Here is a 19,561-nt window from a genome sequence, read left to right as displayed (position 1 = left end):
GCTCAGGCAATGGGGAGAGTAATCATGGAATCACCTGGCAGGCTCTACATCGACCGTCAGCACCCGCTCGCATATCGGTCGGCTCTCGAGTTTGTCGACACCGTCAAGAAGATCGCGGACGAGGCCGGCCTCGGTCGTGACCTCGTTGAGCTCATCAACGTGCGGTGCTCCCAAATTAACAAGTGCCCCAGCTGTCTCAAGGCGCACGTGCCTCAGCTCGTTCGCGCCGGAGTCGACGCCGTCAAGGTTGCCGTCATTCCCGCGTGGCGGGACACCGAGATCTTCACGGCCGAAGAGCGGGCGGTGTTGGAGATGGCGGAGCTGGCCACAGAGCTACCGCAGGCAGTGGGCGCAGAAGAACGGTACGACGAGATCGCCTCCGTCCTCACGCCCGACCAGGTTTCAGCCGCGGCGTGGATCGCGATCGCCATCAACGCCTTCAACCGAATCTCCATTCTTTCCGGTCATCCGGTTCGCTAGAACGAGGCCGCTCAAGCGAATCCGCCTCGCACCCAGGTTCGTTTATTCATCGCTTGATGCCGCGCAGTGGCGTGTTTGCCATGCGTTCACGTGACAGTGGTTTCATGTCGTGGTGCACACGTCCAGCAACTTGAAATAAATACGCCTCCGCGTATACTTATGCGTATGGTTAAAGTGTCTGTTGCGGGCGCATCTGGGTACGCGGGTGGAGAAGCGCTCCGCCTGCTCACCTCGCATCCCGAACTCGAAGTTGGCGTCCTGGCCGCGCACTCCTCGCGTGGCCCCCTAGGAAACGTTCATCCTCACGTGCGATCCCTCGCGGATCGCGAGCTTGTGGCCATCGAAGCCGAGACCCTGGCCGGCTCCGACGTGGTCATCCTTGGTCTTCCGCACGGCGCCTCCGCCGAGATCTCCGCAGCGATCCTCGATGTCAATCCCGATGTTCGAATCGTCGATCTCGGCGCTGACCACCGGCTCGAGGATCCTGCCGCGTGGGCCGAGTACTACGGGGCAGAGATGGCGGAGCCGTGGGCCTACGCCATGCCCGAGCTGATCCGCACCGGACAGACCCAGCGCGAGATCCTTGCAGAATCGAAGCTTATTGCGGCTCCCGGTTGCAACGCATCCGCCGTGACGTTCGCGGCTCAGCCCGCGGTCCACGCTGGCATCGCCACCGGTGAGGACATTGTTGCGATCCTGGCCGTTGGATACTCTGGGGCAGGCAAGGCCGCGAAGCCGCACCTCATGGCATCCGAGGCGCTCGGTAGCCTCGCCCCCTACGGCGTGGGTGGCACGCATAGGCACATTCCCGAGATCATGCAGAACCTGCGCAAGGCTGGTGCAGAGATTGAAAGGCTGTCCTTCACTCCCGTTCTCGCTCCGGTCTCGCGTGGCATTCTCGCCACCGTGTCGATTCCCGTGAAGCCGGGTACGACCGCCGCGGACGTGTCGAACGCGTACCGTGAGGCGTACGATGGCGAACCCTTCGTTCAGTACAGCGAGCAGATCCCAACCACGGCTATGGTGACCGGTGCGAACACTGCTCTCGTCCATGCGGTTCTCGATCGCGACAAGCAGCGGCTGACCGCGATCTGCGCGATCGACAATCTCGTGAAGGGCACCGCGGGTGCCGCCATCCAGTCCCTCAACCTGTCCCTCGGCTTTGCCGAAGAGACGGGCCTGACCGCAGTGGGAGTAGCTCCGTGATCACTTTTCCTCAAGGCTTCGTTGCCTCCGGCGTGACCGCTGGACTCAAGGAATCCGGCAAGCCCGACCTCGCCCTCGTCGTTAACGAGGGTCCCCTCGATGTTGCTGCCGGTGTGTTCACAACCAACCGCGTCGTGGCGTGGCCGGTGTTGTGGACGCGTGACGCTCTCGCCGATGGTTCCCTCAAGGCCGTCGTCCTCAACTCCGGCAATGCGAACGTTGCGACCGTTGGCGGCATGTCTGTCACGACAGCGACGGCCGAGGCCGTCGCGAATGCACTCTCAATCTCGGCCAACGATGTTGGCGTGTGTTCGACCGGCGTCATTGGCGTGACGATGGAAGCACAGCCGCTCGTCGATGGCGTTGCGTCCGCGGTGCCTGCTCTGAGCGCTGACGGGGGCGCGGATGCTGCTGGTGCCATCATGACCACCGACACCGTGTCGAAGCAGGCGACCTTCGAGACAGGCTTCAAGGTGGGCGGCATGGCGAAGGGCGCCGGTATGATCGCCCCGGGCATGGCCACCATGCTGTGCGTCATCACAACCGATGCCGTGGTTGATTCCCAGCTTGCTCAGAACGTTCTCAAGGAAGCGGTTGACCACACGTTCAACCGCATCGATGTCGATGGCTGCATGTCCACGAATGACACCGTTCTTCTACTCGCGAGCGGCGCCTCGGGGATCACCCCCGATTCGCACGAGTTTGCGAGGGGAGTGCGTGAGGTGTGTGCCGATCTTGCGAAACAGATGATTGGCGATGCTGAGGGCGCGAGCCACGATATTAATATTTCTGTGACGAAGTCGGCCACCGAGGCGGGTGCGCTTGCCGTGGCCCGTGCCATCGCGCAGTCGAACCTGTTCAAGTGCGCGATCTTCGGCAACGACCCGAACTGGGGCAGGATCATCTCCGCCGCGGGCACCGTTCCCGAGGAGATCGCCCCCTTCGATCCCGCCGATCTCGCCGTCATCATCAACGGTGTTCCCGTTGCCGAGAACGGTGTCGATACTGGTAGGCGCGACGAGGTGGACATGGCGGGTGACCGCCTCGTCACCGTCGAGCTCCAGCTGGGATCGGGCATCGAGTCTGCCAGCATCCTCACCAACGATTTGACCTACGACTACGTGACAGAGAATTCGGCGTACACAACATGAGCACGATCTTGCAGAGACTATTGGCCGCCCAGGATAAGGCGGAGGTACTGGTTCAGGCACTGCCCTGGATCAGGGAGTTTGCTGGTCAGACCGTCGTCATCAAGTACGGTGGCAACGCCATGGTCAACCAGGAACTGAAGGAAGCGTTCGCGCACGATGTCCTGTTCTTCTATCACGTTGGCCTGCGCCCCGTCGTCGTGCACGGCGGCGGCCCCCAGATCAACGCGATGCTGAATAAACTGGGCATCGAATCCGAGTTCCGTGGGGGACTGCGCGTCACCTCCGAAGAGGCCATGGACGTGGTCCGGATGGTGCTGACCGGTCAGGTGCAGCGCGACCTCGTGTCGCTCCTCAACCAGGATTCCCCTTACGCGGTCGGCATGTCCGGTGAGGACGCCGCCCTTCTCACGGGCCGCAAGCGCTACATCGAGATCGATGGTGAAAAGGTCGACCTCGGTCAGGTTGGTGACGTGCACGAGGTGAATCCCGCCAGCATCCACGACCTGCTCGACAACGGCAGGATCCCTGTCATCTCGACGATCGCTATGGACGTGGAGGGCAACGGCATTCTCAACGTCAATGCCGATACCGCGGCCGCTGCCATCGCCTCGGCCCTGGGCGCCTCGAAGCTTCTCATGCTGACCGATGTCGAGGGACTGTACCTGGATTGGCCGAACAAGGACTCCCTGGCCTCGGAGATCAGCACGAACCAGTTGAAGGAACTGCTTCCCAAGCTGGATTCGGGAATGAAGCCGAAGATGGAGGCGGCCCTCCACGCAATCGAGGGCGGCGTGGGAGCCGCGCACGTCATCGATGGGCGGATGGCCCACTCGATGCTCCTTGAGATTTTTACCGATGCGGGAGTGGGAACTCTCGTCACGAAGGACAAATGATGACGATTTCTACCTACGAATCCGTGTACGTCAACGCATTCGGCGCACCCTCTCTCGTGCTCGACCACGGTCAGGGCGTGTACGTGTGGGACACCGACGGAAACAAGTACCTTGACCTCCTTGCCGGCATTGCCGTCAACGCACTCGGGTACGCGGATCCGACCATGACCGAGGCGATGACCGAGCAGGCGAGCAAGCTCAGCCACGTCTCCAACTTCTTCACCACCGAACCTCAGATCAACCTGGCCAAGACCCTGCTTGATCTGCTGGCAAGCGAGGGCGGCAAGCCGGGCAAGGTCTTCCTGGCCAACTCCGGAGCTGAAGCCAACGAGGGAGCTCTCAAGCTCGCGATGCTGCACAAGCCGGGAGGCAAGTTTGTTGCTCTCGAGGGCGCGTTCCACGGGCGTACCCTCGGGTCGCTCTCCATCACCTACAAGACCGCGATCCGCGAGCGCTTCAACCAGATCGCCGGATGCGAGTTCATCGAGCCGACGGTTGAGTCACTCGAAACCCTCGGTGATGACGTGGCCGCGATCTTCCTTGAGCCCATTCAGGGCGAACGCGGCGTCGTCCCCCTGTCGGAGGAGTTCCTCCTCAAGGCGAGGGAGACAGCCGATCGGATCGGAGCCCTCCTCGTTGTCGACGAGATCCAGACCGGCATGGGACGCACCGGACGGTGGTTCGCCCACACCGACACCATCCAGGCCGATGTCATCACCCTCGCGAAGGGCCTCGGTGGCGGCATGCCCATCGGAGCGATCATCGCGACCGGCGAGGCAGCTGACCTGTTCACCCCGGGCAGCCACGGCTCCACCTTCGGCGGCAACCCCGTGGTCGCAGCCGTTGCCCTGGCGGTTCTCGGCAAGGTCAAGGACCTCCTCCCGAACGTTCAGAAGACCGGAGCGTGGATCAAGACTGAGCTCGAGAAGGCCGGATTCGCTGTCCGTGGCAAGGGCCTGCTCCTCGGCATCGAGGTGAGCGACGCTCCCGGTCTCGTTGCGGAGCTTCGCGCCAAGGGCTTCATCGCGAACGCCACTGGACCGGACACGCTCCGGATCGCGCCTCCGCTTATCATGACCCCGGAAGAATTCGAGCCGTTCATCGCGGCCCTTGTTGAATTGAGGAAGTGACGTGAGAACGACCCCAACGACCCGTGCCGCACGGCACTCCGTCATCACCGAGATCATCAACGGATCGCAGATCGCGAGCCAGGAGGCGTTGCGCCTCGAGCTTCAGGACCGCGGCATCGTTGTCACCCAGGCAACCCTGTCACGCGACCTCGACGACCTCCGGGCCACGAAGGTGCGCATGCCGGGCGGCCGCCAAGGCTACGTGCTGCCGAACCCGGATGATGTTCCGGACGCGACGATTGCGGCACGTGACTACCTGGAACGGTGGTGCAAGGACCTGCTCTTGACCGCCAAGGTTGCCTTCAATCAAGTTGTCTTGCGAACCCCGCCCGGTGCGGCGCAGATTCTGGCGTCGTCGGTTGACCGGGCTGTTCTTGACGGGGTCCTTGGCTGCATTGCTGGAGACGACACCGTCCTCATTGTGACCAACTCGGCGGAGCGGGCCGGCTCGCTCGCCAACTACCTACTAAGTCTTGCTGAAAATCGAGCAACAGAGAAAGAGAATAACGCATGAGCGCACACAAGGATCGCGTAGTCCTCGCCTACTCGGGCGGTTTGGACACATCGGTCGCTATCGGATGGATTGCGGAACAGACCGGTGCAGAGGTTGTCACCGTGTCCGTCGACGTTGGTCAGGGTGGTGAAGACCTCGAAGCAATCCGTCAGCGCGCACTCGACTGCGGTGCCGTCGAGGCCTACGTTGCTGATGCTCGCGACGAGTTCGCCAACGAATACTGCATGCCTGCGCTGGCCGCCAACGGCCTTTACATGGATGCCTACCCCCTCGTGTCGGCAATCTCCCGCCCCACGATCGTCAAGCACCTCGTCAAGGCAGCTCGCCAGTTCGACGCCACCACGGTGGCACACGGCTGCACCGGCAAGGGCAACGACCAGGTTCGCTTCGAGGTTGGCATCACCTCCCTCGGCCCGGATCTCAAGTGCCTCTCACCCGTCCGCGACCTCGCACTGACCCGTGAGTTCGCAATCGAGTACGCCAACAAGCACAACCTGCCGATCGAGACCACGCACCACAACCCGTTCTCCATCGACCAGAACGTGTGGGGTCGTGCCATCGAGACCGGCTTCCTTGAGGACATCTGGAACGCACCCACGAAGGACGTCTACTCCTACACGGACGATCCGACCTACCCTCCGCTCCCGGACGAGGTCATCATCTCCTTCGAGAAGGGCATTCCCGTCGCCATCGACGGCCGCAAGGTGACCCCGCTCGAGGCCATCCAGGAGCTGAACAAGCGCGCTGGCGCCCAGGGCATTGGCCGCATCGACATCGTCGAGGACCGCATGGTCGGCATCAAGTCCCGTGAGATCTACGAGGCTCCCGGCGCCATGACACTCATCGAGGCCCACCGTGAGCTCGAGAACGTCACCATGGACCGCGATCAGGCACGCTTCAAGCGCACCGTCTCCGACCAGTGGACCAATATTGTTTACGAAGGCCAGTGGTTCTCGCCGCTCAAGCGCTCCCTCGATGCCTTCATTGCCTCCACTCAGGAGTACGTCTCGGGTGACGTTCGCATGACTCTGCACGGTGGTCGCGCCACCGTCACCGGCCGTCGTTCCGACACCTCCCTGTACGACTTCAACCTCGCAACCTACGATGCAGGTGACTCCTTCAACCAGGCATCGGCACGTGGCTTCATCGAGATCACGGGCCTGCCCAGCAAGCTCGCAGCAGCTCGCGACGTTGCCTTCGGCAAGGGTGAGGATCTCGGAGAGTCCAAGCTCAGCTAATCCGATCTTGATCGAGGAATCTCTTCCGATCTTGATTTTGATATAGAACGAGGAATTGGGCTTTGACAGTTAGTGCTCTCAGGGCCCAATTCCGTATCTACTCAGAAAAGTCCCTTGACCCGAGCTGGTCCAATAAGACATTTCTACACGTGGACAGATGGCAGTGGGGAGGCGCCTTAATGCCGCCTCCCCACTCGCTAAACGATTGCCTTATTCGCAGGCGACACCATCGCCATCGCGGTCCATTGCCGCTCGATATCCCGGCTGTCCCTCGTAGATCGGGGCCGCCCCAGCGGCGCGTGCCTCGGTGCAGTTGGCGTAGTAGACCTCCGCGGCGGGCGCTGGTGCGGGAGCCGCGGCGGGTGCCGGTGCAGGTGCCTGAGTCGGCGCAGCGGCGGGGGCTGGTGCCGGAGTGGGGGAGGGCGCGGGAGCAGCCGTGGTCGGTTCGGGCGTGGGCTCCGGAGCCTTTACCTCGATGACGGTCATGACATCCGATTCTGGAATGAGCTGATCGGGGCAGGCGTCGAGGATGTTGGTGATGGCGGTCTTCTCGGCGGGAGTCACCCACAGGCCGTACTTTGCCTTAACGCCGACCTGCCTGGCGACATACTCGCAACGGTAGGACTTGTTGGCGGGTAGCCAGGTTGCCGCGTCACCATCACCCTTCTGGGCATTGCTGGGACCATCGACCGCAAGCAGATTGAGCGGATCGTTGGCAAACAGCGTGCGATCCTCGAAGGTCATCTGCTGTGCGCCCTTCTGCCACGCATCCGAGAGCGCCACGACGTGGTCAATCTGAACCTCGTTAGAGGTATCGTTGCCGCGCTGGAAGTTGATGAGCTCCCGGGTGTAAGGGCTGACAAGGTCACCGGTCAGGACGACGCAGTCGTAGGTTCCGGGCTTGTAAGTGACGTCCGTCAAATCTCGGTTCAGGATGTCGTTGCGGGTGTCGCAACCATTGCGGTTGGTGTCTGCCCAGCGCTGCCCAAACTCGTCGCGATCGTAACCGGTCTTGGGAGCGCGTCCCTTCACCTCGAGAGTCTCGAGAACATCCGCGGCGTTTACTCCCTCGACCTCGGTGACAACGAAGATTTCAGCGTCGGGAGACTCAAGATCGGGGTCTGGTTCGGCGGTCGGTGTCGGGGTCGGTGTGGGCTCTGGCTCTTCGGTCGTAGGTTCCGGGGTCGGCTCAACTGTTTCAGCAACCTCGGTAGTTTCTTCAGCGACACCTTCCTCGATCGGAGTGATTGCTTCACCGATTCCGGGAACCACTCCGACAACGAGAATTGCTCCTGCAATCCACCAAAACTTCCGACGCATTCTCCGTACCCATTTCAAGCCAGTAGAAACTAATTCACTCTTGTAACTGTAAATTACCTGGGAGCATATTCGCGTAGAGTGCAGGTGACATTAAGTACACAAAGTGTCCGAGCTGGGAGCTAAGCTGATCCAGAAGCAAACATGAAGGACAAAAGTCCCGAAATCCAGTGGAGTTGTCGATGGAGACACTTGGTCAAGAGCGTGTCGTTGATTCAGCTGCGCGCGAAGAGCAAAGATCGCTGCATGCGCAGGAGCCGAACCAGGGCATCAACTTATTAGAACGAGCTCATGACTCGATGGACAGTAATGAGGATCCTGATTCGGAGCTGATATTCGCTCGTCGCATGATCACGCGAATCGAAAATACCGAATGGGTTGGTCGCGACTATAGGGAGATCGCCATGGTCCAGCGCTACGCGAGCGGAGCAACGCTGGAAGAAATCGGCAATGAGTACGGACTGACGCGAGAGCGGGTTCGTCAGCTCATTGGAAAGAGTCCGTGGACCACATCGGAAATCAACGAAGCCCGTGCTCGCATCAGCGAGGCCGACCGACTGGCGCAGAAAGTCAGGGATCAGGAGGCTGTAATTCAATGGTCCGTGAACAATCCCGCTGCCCCGATCTCCCAAGCAAGTTCGGATCTCAAATTGTCAGAAGCATTCATTCGTAATGCGTTAGGCCCGCGCAAGGGACTTCACGCTAACTCTCGCAAGAAGCGGGTCGACCCAAGGGATTGGTCTGATCAAGAGCTTCTTGAAATGCTTCGACAGTTCAACCAAGAGACTGGCCAAACGAGCGCAGCAAAGTTTGAGGAATGGAGTCGGGCACGAGGTGGGCCTACAAAGCAGACACCGATGAACAGATTTGGAAAGTGGGCACTCGCGCTTGAGGCGGCGGGAGTTGAAGGATCACACCAAGTCGAACGAGAACGCCGACATTCTGACGATGACCTGTGGGCGAGCCTCATCGACTTCTTCCGTGAAACTAAAGATAGCTATAGCTTCCGGAATTTCGAGGAATGGTCGTCGAAGTCGGAAGGACGACCATCCGGCGCTCTCATTCGAATCAGGTTGCATGGTTCATGGATTGAGTTATCCAAGACTGCACAACTTGTCCTTGCGGGCAAGGATAATGGGTATTCGCCAAGCTGGGCGCAGGAGGTGCTTCGTCCGAGAGATTGGTCAACCTTCGTTAAGGAACGCGTGGATCCCGTGACCATCGTGCGGCGAGCGGTCGAAGAGGTTGGGCCAGTCTTGACTTGCGCAAAGTACAAGGCGTGGGCGACGGAAAATGATGCTCCAGTAGTCCCCAGTCTCTTACATCAGTCTGGCAAGACTTGGAATGAGCTTGTCCGGTCGGTTGGTGGTACGCCCGGAAAACGTGGGCACTATGCAAACCTCTCCGATTCAGAACTCCTTCAGCCGTTGATTGCTTACATGATCGGCATCGAACGTGTGACGTTTGAAGGATATCGGGATTGGGCAAGGGAAAGAAATATGCCCGGCCCGCAGGCGCTGAAGTCAAGGTTTGGAGGCTGGCCTGAGGTAATTGATGCAGCGAGAAGCCTTAAAGACAAAGACCTATCCAGAGAGTCTCAAGATGAGCTGGTCCACCAGATCACCCGACCTGATGAGGAGTCTCGCCCAGTGCAGATGAGCCGTGACATGCAGGCATCTGAAACTCACGGGCCATACGCCCATCCAAGCCAGCCTCTTGAAAGCCATCGAGCGAGTGAAGAAAAGCTTGTGCAGGCTGGCACGAGGAGGTACACGTCAACCGAAGCCACAAGAGCGTCGCGTGTGGCCAATCGGTTCCGAGCAAAAAGGGTGACCCAGCCTGCGCCATCTGACATACATGGTCACTAGGAATGCTCCATCGTCTTCCTCACGGAGTGCGGCTTGCGTTTTGAAGTGCGGCGGGTGATTCGTTTAGTTGGTTGCGAGGATGATGAACCCGCGCATTCAGCTAAGCTGTGGGCCGGCGTGACTCCATGACCATGACGGAGAAGTAGCCGATTGCTAGTAGCAGACAGCTCCAATCGAAGCCGATTGCACGAGCTTGGCGTATTTGCCGAGCACGCCGTGGAGGCGGTGGTTCACGGGATGAACGAGGTTCTTTCTGCGTTCCTCCAGCTCCGCTTCGTCGACATCGAGATCGATGGTTCGATTCGGGATGTTGACGGTGATGCGGTCGCCGTCCTTGACGAGAGCGATCGGCCCGCCATCCACAGCCTCAGGAGCGACGTGTCCGATGCAGAGGCCGGTGGATCCGCCGGAGAACCTGCCGTCGGTGATGAGGAGAACGTCCTTGCCGATGCCGGCTCCCTTGATAGCTCCAGTGATGGCGAGCATTTCTCTCATGCCCGGACCGCCCTTGGGACCCTCGTAGCGGATGACGACAACATCTCCCGGCTTGAGCTCACCGGCCAGAACGGCATCCATGGCCGGTTGCTCCTGCTCAAAGACGCGTGCCGTTCCCTCAAAGACGTCGGTATCAAATCCTGCTGTTTTCACCACTGCACCCTCGGGCGCGAGAGAACCACGCAGGATCGATAGTCCACCGGTTTTGTGGATCGGGTTGTCGAGTGCGCGCAGGATCTTGCCGTCGGGATCGGGCGGATTGATGTTGGCGAGGTTCTCTGCCACGGTCTTGCCCGTGACTGTCAGGCAGTCACCGTTGAGCAATCCAGCATCCAGCAATGCCTTCATGACCACTGGAACGCCACCGACCTTGAACACGTCGTTCATGACGTACTCGCCGAAGGGCTTGAGGTTGCCCAGGTGGGGCACATTGTCACCGATTGCGTTGAAATCGTCGAGGCTGAGCTCGACCTCCGCCTCGTGAGCAATGGCCATGAGATGTAGGACGGCGTTCGTTGAACCGCCGAAGGCCATGACGACAGCGATGGCGTTCAGGAGCGATTCGCGGGTGATGATGTCTCGGGTGGTGATGCCGCGGCGAAGGAGACCAACAACGGCGTTGCCCGAGTCCCTCGCGAAGAGTGTGCGGTTGCGGTGAATGGCCGGGGGTGCGGCGGAACCGGGGAGCGACATGCCCATGGCTTCAGCGGCGGATGCCATCGTGTTCGCGGTGTACATGCCGCCGCAGGCGCCCTCACCCGGACAGACAGCGCGTTCGATGGCGTCGACGTCCTTCTCCGACATCTTGCCCGCCCTGCACGCACCAACGGCCTCAAAGGCGTCGATGAGCGTCACCTCCTTCTCGGTTCCGTCCTCGAACCGTGCCGTTCCCGGCATGATCGACCCGTTGTAGAGAAAGACGCTGGCCAGATCGAGGCGGGCCGCCGCCATGAGCATCCCCGGGATCGACTTGTCACAGCCGGCGAGCAGGACGGAACCGTCGAGTCGTTCTGCCGACATGACGGTCTCGACGGAGTCCGTGATGACCTCACGGGAGACGAGGGAGTAGTGCATTCCTTCGTGTCCCATCGAGATGCCATCGGACACGGAGATCGTGCCAAACTCGAGTGGATAACCGCCGGCCTGATGGACGCCTTCCTTCGCGAACCCGGCAAGCTTCGACAGCGTCATGTTGCAGGGGGTGATCTCGTTCCAGGAGGAGGCGATACCGATCTGGGGTTTCACCCAGTCGTCATCTCCCATGCCGACGGCGCGAAGCATTCCTCGGGCTGCCGTCTTTTCCAGTCCATCAGTCACATCACGCGACCGAGGCTTAATGTCGATTCCGTCTGGATATTCTTCGCTACTCATAAAAACAGTGTAATCCGCGCCACCTTCATTACATATAGTCAGCGCAACGAGTCTGCACAGAGATAAACAGGGTATCGGCTCTGATGTGCGCACGACTGCTATCCCAATGCGCACACTCTCAAGGTCGAGAGAACGCATGTTCAAGTGAGATTGTGGGACTTGATCGGTCCGAGATGGTGGGCCATCGGCATTGAGATGGCGCTGTTTCAACTCCGTGGCGCTAGCAGAGACAAAGCGTGATCGCGGTTGGGACAAAAGCGGGAATGCAACTACCCTGCGGAGGCGATAATGGAACAGAGCGTCGAGGGAGACATATGAGCATCAAAGTAGGGGCCGGCAAGTTCACGACCGTGACGGAACCGTTTGGGAGCGGAACTCTCATCGGACAGCATCCGGATGAGTACATTCGCATCTTTACGGTTGACCCGGTGTTCGACAAGGACGGAACGGCCCATATCCACGGACTCTACGGTTCGGTTGTTGGGGCATTGAAGAACAGCCCCCAGGTCACGATCATCTGGCAGCCACGAGTCGACCACGGTTGGACCCTGATCTACGACGGCGTCGTGAACGCGGATAGTCCGCGGCTGCAAGAGGGTGCGGGCGACGATGACGAGCTCGTCATTTCCTATCTCTCCGGCATGCTCCACCGCCCATCAGCGCACCGTGATGGTCCGGAGTGGTCGTGGCCGGACGAGGCTTAAGTTACTGGTTCTGAACTTTGGCTTACGGTTCTGAACCTTGCTGATTACTTTGTGTCCTCAGGTTCCAGTGGCATGCCACGGAGCGTGAGCCCCAACCTGCGATAGGTGCCAGGCAACAAGGCGCGGAACCAGACTGCTCCGAACAGCCCGAGCGCAGCGGTTGCCCACAGACCGGCAGCGACTCCAATGAGCGCTGTGAGGCCCGATACAACGAACGGTCCAGCGGCTGTTCCGGAGTTGGCGATGGCCTGCCAGTAACCGAGGAACGTGGCCCTGTTCTGCGAGGGTGAGAGGTCCGCTCCGAGAGTCATGAGGATTCCAGACCCAAACCCGTTGCCGAAGCCAAGCAGGATGGAACCAACGAAGAAACCGACTGCCGTGGACCACGTGACCATAAGGCCGATGGCGAAGGACATGATGATGAGGGAAGGCAGGAGGGCCCAGAGCCGGCCCCTCCTGTCCGCCATCTTCCCCGCGGGATAGAACATGATCGTGTCAATGAGCGCGGACGCGGCAAAGGCCAGCGTGATTGTCTCGTGGTCAAGTCCAAGAGCGGTGCCCCAGAGCGGGATGATGACGTTCTTGTTCGCTCGCAACACCGTGAGGCTCGTGATCCCAATACCTGCAATGATCGTCGATCGAAGATCGGGTCTGGGCACGCCAAGGGGATGAGAATCGGATGGCATGTGGCGACCGGAGCTCGGCCGCTCCGCCATCGCATCATCCACGTCATTCTTGGCGGGAACAACAGGTTCGCCGGCCTCGTGACCATCGATGACAGCCAGATCATCCACGTCAACAGCTGGCTCAACTCTTGGCTGGCCTTCTTGCCCAGCTAACTCGTCTCGATCTTCAAGCTCAACAAGCTCTGCACGTTCTTGCAGTTCTGCATGCGCATCCAGCAGTGCCTGCTCGTCAGCTTCTTCACGCTCTTGTTGCTCTACTCGCTCCGCCTGCGCCTCGATGGCCTGTGCTTCAATACTCGACGTACCAGCCAGGGGCTGGACAGGCGTGAGGTACCGGAGGATAAGGGCGAGGGAGATCGCGACCGTCACCCCATTCATGACGAACACGGAACTCAAGCCCCAGAGGGCGATGAGCGCGGTTGAGAGTAGCGGGCCGACCAGGACACCAATGCGGAGCACTCCGCCGAGCGTTGACAGGCCACGGCCACGCCACATGCCGGGCAGGGAGTCGGCGATGTAGGCCTGCCTTGCCAGAGTCCACACGTTCAGGGAGATCGCGATGGCGACAATGCCGCTGATGAAGGCCACCTTTGCGTAGCTCGTGTCCGAGTACAGGAGTGCGCTGAGCGATGTGGCCAGGGCGAAGAGAGCGAGGACGCTTGCAATGACGAGTGACCTGCGGTCACCCACCTTCGTGATGAAGGAGCCGAGCATGGGCGCCGTAAAGACGCCGACGACTCCGGAGACTCCGAGCACAGCCGAGGACCCCGCCTCACTGAAACCAATGTCGAGCGCGGCGAGCACGATGACGGGTTGGAGTGCGCCATTACCGATCGAGTAGATCAGTGACGGAATGTAGATAGGGGCGGCGAGTGCCCGGAGCGGGCTACTCACGAAAGAGTCGACACCATGACCGCCTTGATCGTGTGAAGGCGGTTTTCTGCCTGATCGAATACGACGGAGTTGGGCGAGCGGAAGACCTCATCGGTTACCTCGAGCTCCGCCAATCCAAAGGTCTTGAGCACGTCGCGACCGACCGCGGTTTCCTGATCGTGGAAGGCGGGCAGGCAGTGCATGAAGATCGCATTTGGTGCCTTCTTCATGAGATCAGCATTCACCTGGTAGGGGAGCAGGGCTGTGATCCTTTCGGACCACACTTCCTTGGCTTCACCCATGGAAACCCACACGTCAGTCGACACAGCATCGGCACCCTCGACAGCATCCACATCATCGGTGATGGTGATCCGGGAACCCGTCTCGTTCGCGATGCCCTGAGCGAGGCTCACGACATCGGCCGGGGGCTGATAACCCTCAGGAGCGATGATTCGAGCATCCTGCCCGAGCAGGGCTGCCGTCACGAGGAACGAACGACCCGTGTTGAAACGAGCATCTCCCACGTAGGCAGAAACAACATCCGAATACGGCTTGTCCACGTGTTCACGAATCGTCAGAGCATCAGCCAACATCTGCGTCGGATGCCACTCATCAGTCAGACCGTTGTAGACCGGGACGCCAGCGTTCGCTGCGAGGGTCTCAACGTCGGCCTGACGATCGCCACGGAACTCGATGGCATCATACATACGACCAAGCACCTTGGCCGTGTCCTCAATTGACTCCTTGTGACCGATCTGGGAAGAGGAGGTATCAAGGTAGGTGGTGCCGGCACCCTGATGGATCGCGGCAACCTCGAAGGCGGCGCGAGTACGGGTCGACGTCTTCTCAAAGATCAGCGCAATTGACTTGCCCTGGAGGCGCTGCACCTCCTTACCTGCGGCACGGTCCTTCTTCAGCTGCTCCGCCAAATCAACAAACGACAGCCACTGCTCAGGAGTAAAATCTGATTCCTTCAGGAAATGATGCCCGGTCATAAAAGTCATAAACGCCATTCTAGACACCCGGATCGGCCGCGGCACGATGGTCCGACATGTATGCGGTAAGTGCTCATTGGCATCCTCCAACCGTCACTGCACGTCATCGCCATGTCGCACCACTCCTTATATTCAATTGTTGTTTCACTCCATCCTTCTTGATTCTTTCCCCACTCCTTCGTGGATTGACTCTGCCTCCTTTAGTCTGCCTCCCGTGGTCGGAGTTTGGTCTACCTCTCGTGGTCAGAGTTGCGAAGCGAGGCCGTAGGTGAGGCAAGATGGAACCATGACCGATGATCAACTCGCCCTGTGGGGTGGCCGCTTCGAAGGCGGTCCCGCCGACGCTCTCGCACACCTGTCCAAGTCCACGCATTTTGATTGGCGTCTCGCCAAGTACGACATTGCAGGATCACGGGCGCACGCCCGCGAGCTCGGACGAGCCGGCCTGCTGACCGACAACGAAGTCACCGACATGATTGCGGCCCTCGACAAGCTTGACGAGGATGTCACCACCGGAGCCTTCGTCCCCGCTCCCGGTGACGAGGACGTCCATACCGCTCTTGAGCGCGGACTTCTCGAACGAGCAGGCGACCTCGGTGGAAAGCTTCGCGCGGGCAGGTCACGCAACGACCAGATTGCCACCTTTATCCGAATGTATCTGCGCGATGAATCGCGCCGCATCGGAAGCCGCGTTCTTGACCTCGTCGAGACCCTTGTGGCTCAGGCTGAGAAGACGGGAGACGCGATCATGCCCGGCCGCACCCATCTCCAGCACGCACAGCCCATCCTTGTTGCGCACCACCTGCTGGCGCACGCATGGCCGCTCTTGCGTGACGTGGCACGTTTGGCAGACGCTGACCGCAGGGCGGCAGTGTCCCCGTACGGCTCGGGTGCCCTCGCTGGCAACACGTTGTCGATGAACGCGGAAGCCATAGCTGAGGAACTCGGTTTCGATTCGGTCACCCAGAACTCCATTGATGGCACCGCCTCCCGCGACATTGCCGCCGAGTACTCCTTCATCTTTGCCCTCATCGGCATCAACCTGTCGCGGATCTCCGAGGAGATCATCGTATGGAACACGAAGGAGTTCTCCTTCGTCACTCTCGACGATGCGTACTCGACCGGTTCGTCGATCATGCCGCAGAAGAAGAACCCGGACGTGGCAGAACTTGCTCGCGGCAAGGCCGGGCGCATGATCGGTGACCACGCTGGCCTCCTTGCCACCCTCAAGGCCCTTCCGCTTGCCTACAACCGCGACCTCCAAGAGGACAAGGAACCGATCTTCGATCAGGTTTATACCCTCGATGCTCTCCTGCCCGCCATGACGGGCATGGTCGCGACCATGAGTCTCAACTACGAGCGCATGGCAGAGCTTGCACCCCAGGGCTTCTCCCTTGCCACCGACATTGCCGAGTGGCTCGTCAAGCAAGGCGTAGCGTTCCGCGATGCTCACGAGATCTCCGGCGCCTGCGTCCGAGTCTGCGAGGAGCGCGGCATCGAACTCGACGAACTCACCGACGAGGACTTCGCTGCCATCGATTCGCGTCTCACTCCCGAGGTTCGCTCAGTTCTGACTGTCGAGGGTTCCGTCGCATCCCGCGATGGCATTGGCGGGACCGCACCTGTCCGCGTGCGCGAGCAGCTCGCCAACGCAAGGACGGAACTCGATCGTCTACGGAAGTTCACCGCAGCGCGGGACTAATCCCCTTCGTGTCTGATTCTATTCGTGATTGATCTTTTCGGTGATCCTTGCGAGGTGGCGCCCATGTTGCTGGGTGCCACCATCACCACCGATGTGTCGATCCGCATCGTCGAGGTCGAGGCATATCGGGGAGAGCAGGATCCCGGATCGCATGCGTACCGGGGTAAAACCGACCGGAACGCCACAATGTTTGGTCCCGCCGGTCACCTGTACGTCTACTTCAGCTACGGCATGCATTGGGCCGCGAACGTCGTGTGCTGGCCAGAAGGAATGGCCGGCGGTGTCCTCCTTCGGGCGGGCGAAGTGGTAGACGGCACGGAACTCGCACGTAGCCGCAGGGTCGCAGCCAAGTCCGATCGAGATCTTGCGAGGGGACCCGCACGCCTCGCGCAGGCACTGGGCATCGATGGTGGGTACAACGGAGTCCCGATCATCCAGCCGCAAAAGACAACCATCGATGTCTCCCGCTCCTTACAGGAATACGACCGGACTCAAGATCTGGAGTCTCCCTCCCTCAGGTCGGTTGCGCTCAAGCCCGTCACCCTGACGCCGTCTGCTGTTTCAGAGGATTATGTCGCCGGCCCACGGGTTGGAGTGTCGGGAGTTGGTGGGGGAGTGGAGTACTCGTGGCGGTACTGGATCCCGGGTGATCGCCACGTCAGCGCCTACCGTCCGGGTAAGATCCCAGCCGGCAACTCACGAAACGAGAAGTAAGTGGCTTACTTTCTATTTCTCGTGAACCCGAACCTGGCCTACGATCCCTACCCGGACTGGAGGGCGTGGGAACCAATGATCGAGGCGGGGCGGTTCCCGGCTAGTACTTGGAACACCGGGAATAGGCGTTCGGGGATGGAACCGGGGGATCGTGCCTTCATCGTCAAGGTCGGTGAGGACCCTCGCGGGCTCGTCGGGGCCTGTGTCCTCACGTCAGAAATTTACTTAGGTCCGCACTGGAACCCGGAGGCCCGTTCAGTCGAGACTGGCTACGTCGACATTGAAACGAGAGCCGTATTGGACCTCGATGATCCGCTCACTCTTGATGAGCTTCGCACCATTGGAGATAGCGTTCAATGGACGCCCCGCCAATCCGGCACCGTGATACCCGATCAGGTGGGTGACCTGCTGTGGTCGATCCTGTTCGATGAGATCAAAGGCGGAACAGGGGAAGCCACGTGGCATACTTTGAATGAATCATTCGAATAGGAAAGGTAATCAACGTGTCCCACATTCTTGATGAGCTGCAGGCCCGCGGCCTGATTGCTCAGCACACGGATATTGATGCGCTCCGCGCGGCGATGGACGAGGGACCGATTACCTATTACTGCGGCTTCGATCCGACAGGTCCCTCCCTTCACCACGGTCACCTCGTGGCTGTCATTCTCATGCGTCACCTCCAGAACGCGGGCCACAACCCCCTCGTTCTCGTGGGCGGAGCAACCGGACTCATCGGCGACCCGAGGGAATCGGGTGAGCGCACCCTCAATGCTGAGGAGCAGGTGAAGGAGTGGACCGATAAGCTGGCCGGCCAGCTCTCCGGCTTCCTCGACTTCGAGGGCGACAACGCCGCTCGCATCGTCAACAACTACGACTGGACCTCGCAGCTGTCCGGCATTGACCTGCTCCGCGGTCTCGGCAAGTACTTCCGCATGGGAACGATGCTGGCGAAGGACACGGTTGCTCGCCGCCTCGCCTCCGACGAGGGGATCTCCTACACCGAGTTCTCCTACCAGATCCTTCAGGCCAACGACTTCCTCGAGCTGAACCGCAGGTACAACTGCGTCCTTCAGACCGGTGGTAATGATCAGTGGGGCAACCTCGTGGGCGGCATGGACCTCATCCACAAGGTGGAGGGCAAGTCCGTTCACGTCCTCACCACCCCGATCATCACAAAGTCCGATGGCACCAAGTTCGGTAAGTCCGAAGGTGGCGCTATTTGGCTCGACCCGACCATGTTCAGCCCGTACGCCTTCTACCAGTTCTGGCTCAACACGGCCGACGCGGATGTAGAGCGTCTGCTCAAGGTCTTCACCTTCGTGGACCTCGACGAGATCGACCAGATCGTTGCCGAGTCCGCGGAGAAGCCATACCTCCGCCTTGGTCAGCGCCGCCTCGCCGACGAAGTAACCACCTTCGTCCACGGTGCGGAAGCAACCGAACGCGTGAAGGAAGCATCCGCAGCTCTCTTCGGAACCGTCAACCCCGCGAACCTTGATGGCGCTACCTTGAACGACGCGGTTGCGGAACTGCCCTCGGCTCCCGTCGCAGTGGGCACTCCGGTCGTGGATCTGGTTGAGGCACTCGGCCTCGAAAAGGGCAAGGGCGCAGCTCGCCGCACGATCTCCGCCGGTGGCCTGTCGATCAACTCCGTCAAGGTGGAAGATCCGGAAGCTGTCATTACCGAGGAACATATCCTGCCCGGCGGCCTCGTTCTCGTCCGCAAGGGCAAGAAGAACCTCGCTGTCGGTCGCGTTTCCTAGGAATCTAAGGTGGTGAAGCCGCGTCATATCAACAAAAAGTTCGATGGTGGCGCGGCTCACCCAGATCCGGTTTGACCAAGTGGAGTCAGGTCCGTAAAGTTATATCTTGCCGCGGGGATGCGGAAAACCAATCAGGAAAAACTTCCTGGGTACAACGCGCCCCAAAGCCGAGCGAAATGACCGAGTTACCTCGGACACGGAACTTGACGGAGAAGTCCTCAGGTACTAAGCTTGTGAAACGTCCCTTTCAGCGGAATGCCTAGCATTCCACTGGGTGTGGGTTGCTTGTTTTGAATCTCAATAGTGTGTCGTTTTTTGTTTATTGACGTTTTTTGTTTTTTTGTTGATTCTTTTTTGTTTTGTTTTTTTTGAGAGTCTGTTTTCGGATGTCTTTGTAAAGTTTTTTACGGAGAGTTTGATCCTGGCTCAGGACGAACGCTGGCGGCGTGCTTAACACATGC

17 protein-coding genes are annotated in these 19,561 nt (G+C 60.0%); 13 read left to right on the top strand and 4 right to left on the bottom strand.

Features of this window, described 5'->3' with window-relative positions; all coding sequences use genetic code 11:
- The first annotated feature begins 24 nt into the window (after positions 1-24).
- The 7 genes from QMB98_RS02010 (at position 25) to QMB98_RS01980 (ending at position 6,612) form a co-directional block, all read left to right on the top strand.
- Positions 25-480 (top strand): carboxymuconolactone decarboxylase family protein, encoded by a 456-nt coding sequence (locus QMB98_RS02010; RefSeq protein ID WP_371683972.1) that lies wholly within the window; start codon positions 25-27, stop codon positions 478-480.
- Between the two features lie 165 nt (positions 481-645).
- Complete coding sequence (argC, locus tag QMB98_RS02005; protein ID WP_371683971.1) at positions 646-1,686, top strand: N-acetyl-gamma-glutamyl-phosphate reductase; 1,041 nt, start codon at positions 646-648, stop codon at positions 1,684-1,686.
- Positions 1,683-2,837 (top strand): bifunctional glutamate N-acetyltransferase/amino-acid acetyltransferase ArgJ, encoded by a 1,155-nt coding sequence (gene argJ / locus QMB98_RS02000; RefSeq protein WP_371683970.1) that lies wholly within the window; start codon positions 1,683-1,685, stop codon positions 2,835-2,837. Before argC ends, argJ begins: the two co-directional genes overlap by 4 nt.
- Positions 2,834-3,730, top strand: a complete 897-nt coding sequence (gene argB, locus QMB98_RS01995; RefSeq protein WP_371683969.1) for an acetylglutamate kinase — start codon at positions 2,834-2,836, stop codon at positions 3,728-3,730. The genes argJ and argB overlap by 4 nt, the downstream gene beginning before the upstream one ends.
- On the top strand, positions 3,730-4,860 hold the full coding sequence (locus tag QMB98_RS01990) for an acetylornithine transaminase (RefSeq protein WP_371683968.1): 1,131 nt from the start codon (positions 3,730-3,732) through the stop codon (positions 4,858-4,860). The genes argB and QMB98_RS01990 overlap by 1 nt, the downstream gene beginning before the upstream one ends.
- Before the next feature lies 1 nt (position 4,861).
- A complete protein-coding gene (locus QMB98_RS01985) occupies positions 4,862-5,374 on the top strand; it encodes an arginine repressor (protein ID WP_371683967.1) in 513 nt (170 codons plus the stop codon).
- Positions 5,371-6,612: an argininosuccinate synthase gene (locus QMB98_RS01980; protein ID WP_371683966.1), complete on the top strand. Its 1,242-nt coding sequence runs from the start codon at positions 5,371-5,373 to the stop codon at positions 6,610-6,612. The genes QMB98_RS01985 and QMB98_RS01980 overlap by 4 nt, the downstream gene beginning before the upstream one ends.
- A 210-nt stretch (positions 6,613-6,822) precedes the next feature.
- On the opposite strand, the gene QMB98_RS01975 is transcribed toward QMB98_RS01980, so the two are convergent.
- A complete protein-coding gene (locus QMB98_RS01975) occupies positions 6,823-7,932 on the bottom strand; it encodes a DUF1524 domain-containing protein (RefSeq protein WP_371683965.1) in 1,110 nt (369 codons plus the stop codon).
- A 179-nt stretch (positions 7,933-8,111) separates the two neighbouring features.
- Here QMB98_RS01975 and QMB98_RS01970 point away from each other — a divergent pair, with 179 nt between their 5' ends.
- Positions 8,112-9,797 carry a homing endonuclease associated repeat-containing protein gene (locus tag QMB98_RS01970; RefSeq protein ID WP_371683964.1) on the top strand — a complete coding sequence of 562 codons (1,686 nt, stop codon included), beginning with the start codon at positions 8,112-8,114 and terminating at the stop codon, positions 9,795-9,797.
- Between the two features lie 153 nt (positions 9,798-9,950).
- On the opposite strand, the gene ilvD is transcribed toward QMB98_RS01970, so the two are convergent.
- Positions 9,951-11,663: a dihydroxy-acid dehydratase gene (gene ilvD / locus QMB98_RS01965; RefSeq protein WP_371683963.1), complete on the bottom strand. Its 1,713-nt coding sequence runs from the start codon at positions 11,661-11,663 to the stop codon at positions 9,951-9,953.
- Positions 11,664-11,977: 314 nt separating this feature from the next.
- Between ilvD and QMB98_RS01960 the strand changes: the two genes are divergently transcribed.
- Positions 11,978-12,367 (top strand): hypothetical protein, encoded by a 390-nt coding sequence (locus tag QMB98_RS01960; protein ID WP_371683962.1) that lies wholly within the window; start codon positions 11,978-11,980, stop codon positions 12,365-12,367.
- A gap of 44 nt (positions 12,368-12,411) precedes the next feature.
- On the opposite strand, the gene QMB98_RS01955 is transcribed toward QMB98_RS01960, so the two are convergent.
- Entirely contained in the window at positions 12,412-13,947 is a 1,536-nt protein-coding gene (locus tag QMB98_RS01955; RefSeq protein WP_371683961.1) for an MFS transporter, read from the bottom strand.
- Complete coding sequence (gene argF, locus QMB98_RS01950) at positions 13,944-14,930, bottom strand: ornithine carbamoyltransferase (RefSeq protein WP_371683959.1); 987 nt, start codon at positions 14,928-14,930, stop codon at positions 13,944-13,946. The genes QMB98_RS01955 and argF overlap by 4 nt, the downstream gene beginning before the upstream one ends.
- Positions 14,931-15,207: 277 nt before the next feature.
- Here argF and argH point away from each other — a divergent pair, with 277 nt between their 5' ends.
- Genes argH through tyrS form a run of 4 tightly spaced genes read left to right on the top strand, consistent with a single transcriptional unit; the run spans position 15,208 to position 19,100 of the window.
- Positions 15,208-16,623, top strand: coding sequence for an argininosuccinate lyase (gene argH, locus QMB98_RS01945; protein WP_371683958.1), 1,416 nt, complete (start codon positions 15,208-15,210; stop codon positions 16,621-16,623).
- Positions 16,624-16,647: 24 nt separating this feature from the next.
- Positions 16,648-17,337, top strand: coding sequence for a DNA-3-methyladenine glycosylase (locus QMB98_RS01940; RefSeq protein WP_371683957.1), 690 nt, complete (start codon positions 16,648-16,650; stop codon positions 17,335-17,337).
- Positions 17,338-17,826, top strand: a complete 489-nt coding sequence (locus QMB98_RS01935; RefSeq protein WP_371683956.1) for a hypothetical protein — start codon at positions 17,338-17,340, stop codon at positions 17,824-17,826.
- 14 nt (positions 17,827-17,840) lie between these two features.
- The gene (gene tyrS / locus QMB98_RS01930) at positions 17,841-19,100 is read left to right on the top strand and encodes a tyrosine--tRNA ligase (RefSeq protein WP_371683955.1); all 1,260 of its coding nucleotides are present in this window, start codon (positions 17,841-17,843) and stop codon (positions 19,098-19,100) included.
- Positions 19,101-19,561 lie beyond the last annotated feature (461 nt).

The sequence above is a fragment of the Flaviflexus sp. genome, assembly GCF_041440645.1.
Lineage (GTDB): Bacteria > Actinomycetota > Actinomycetes > Actinomycetales > Actinomycetaceae > Flaviflexus.
This window is presented reverse-complemented; position numbering and strand designations above follow the sequence as displayed.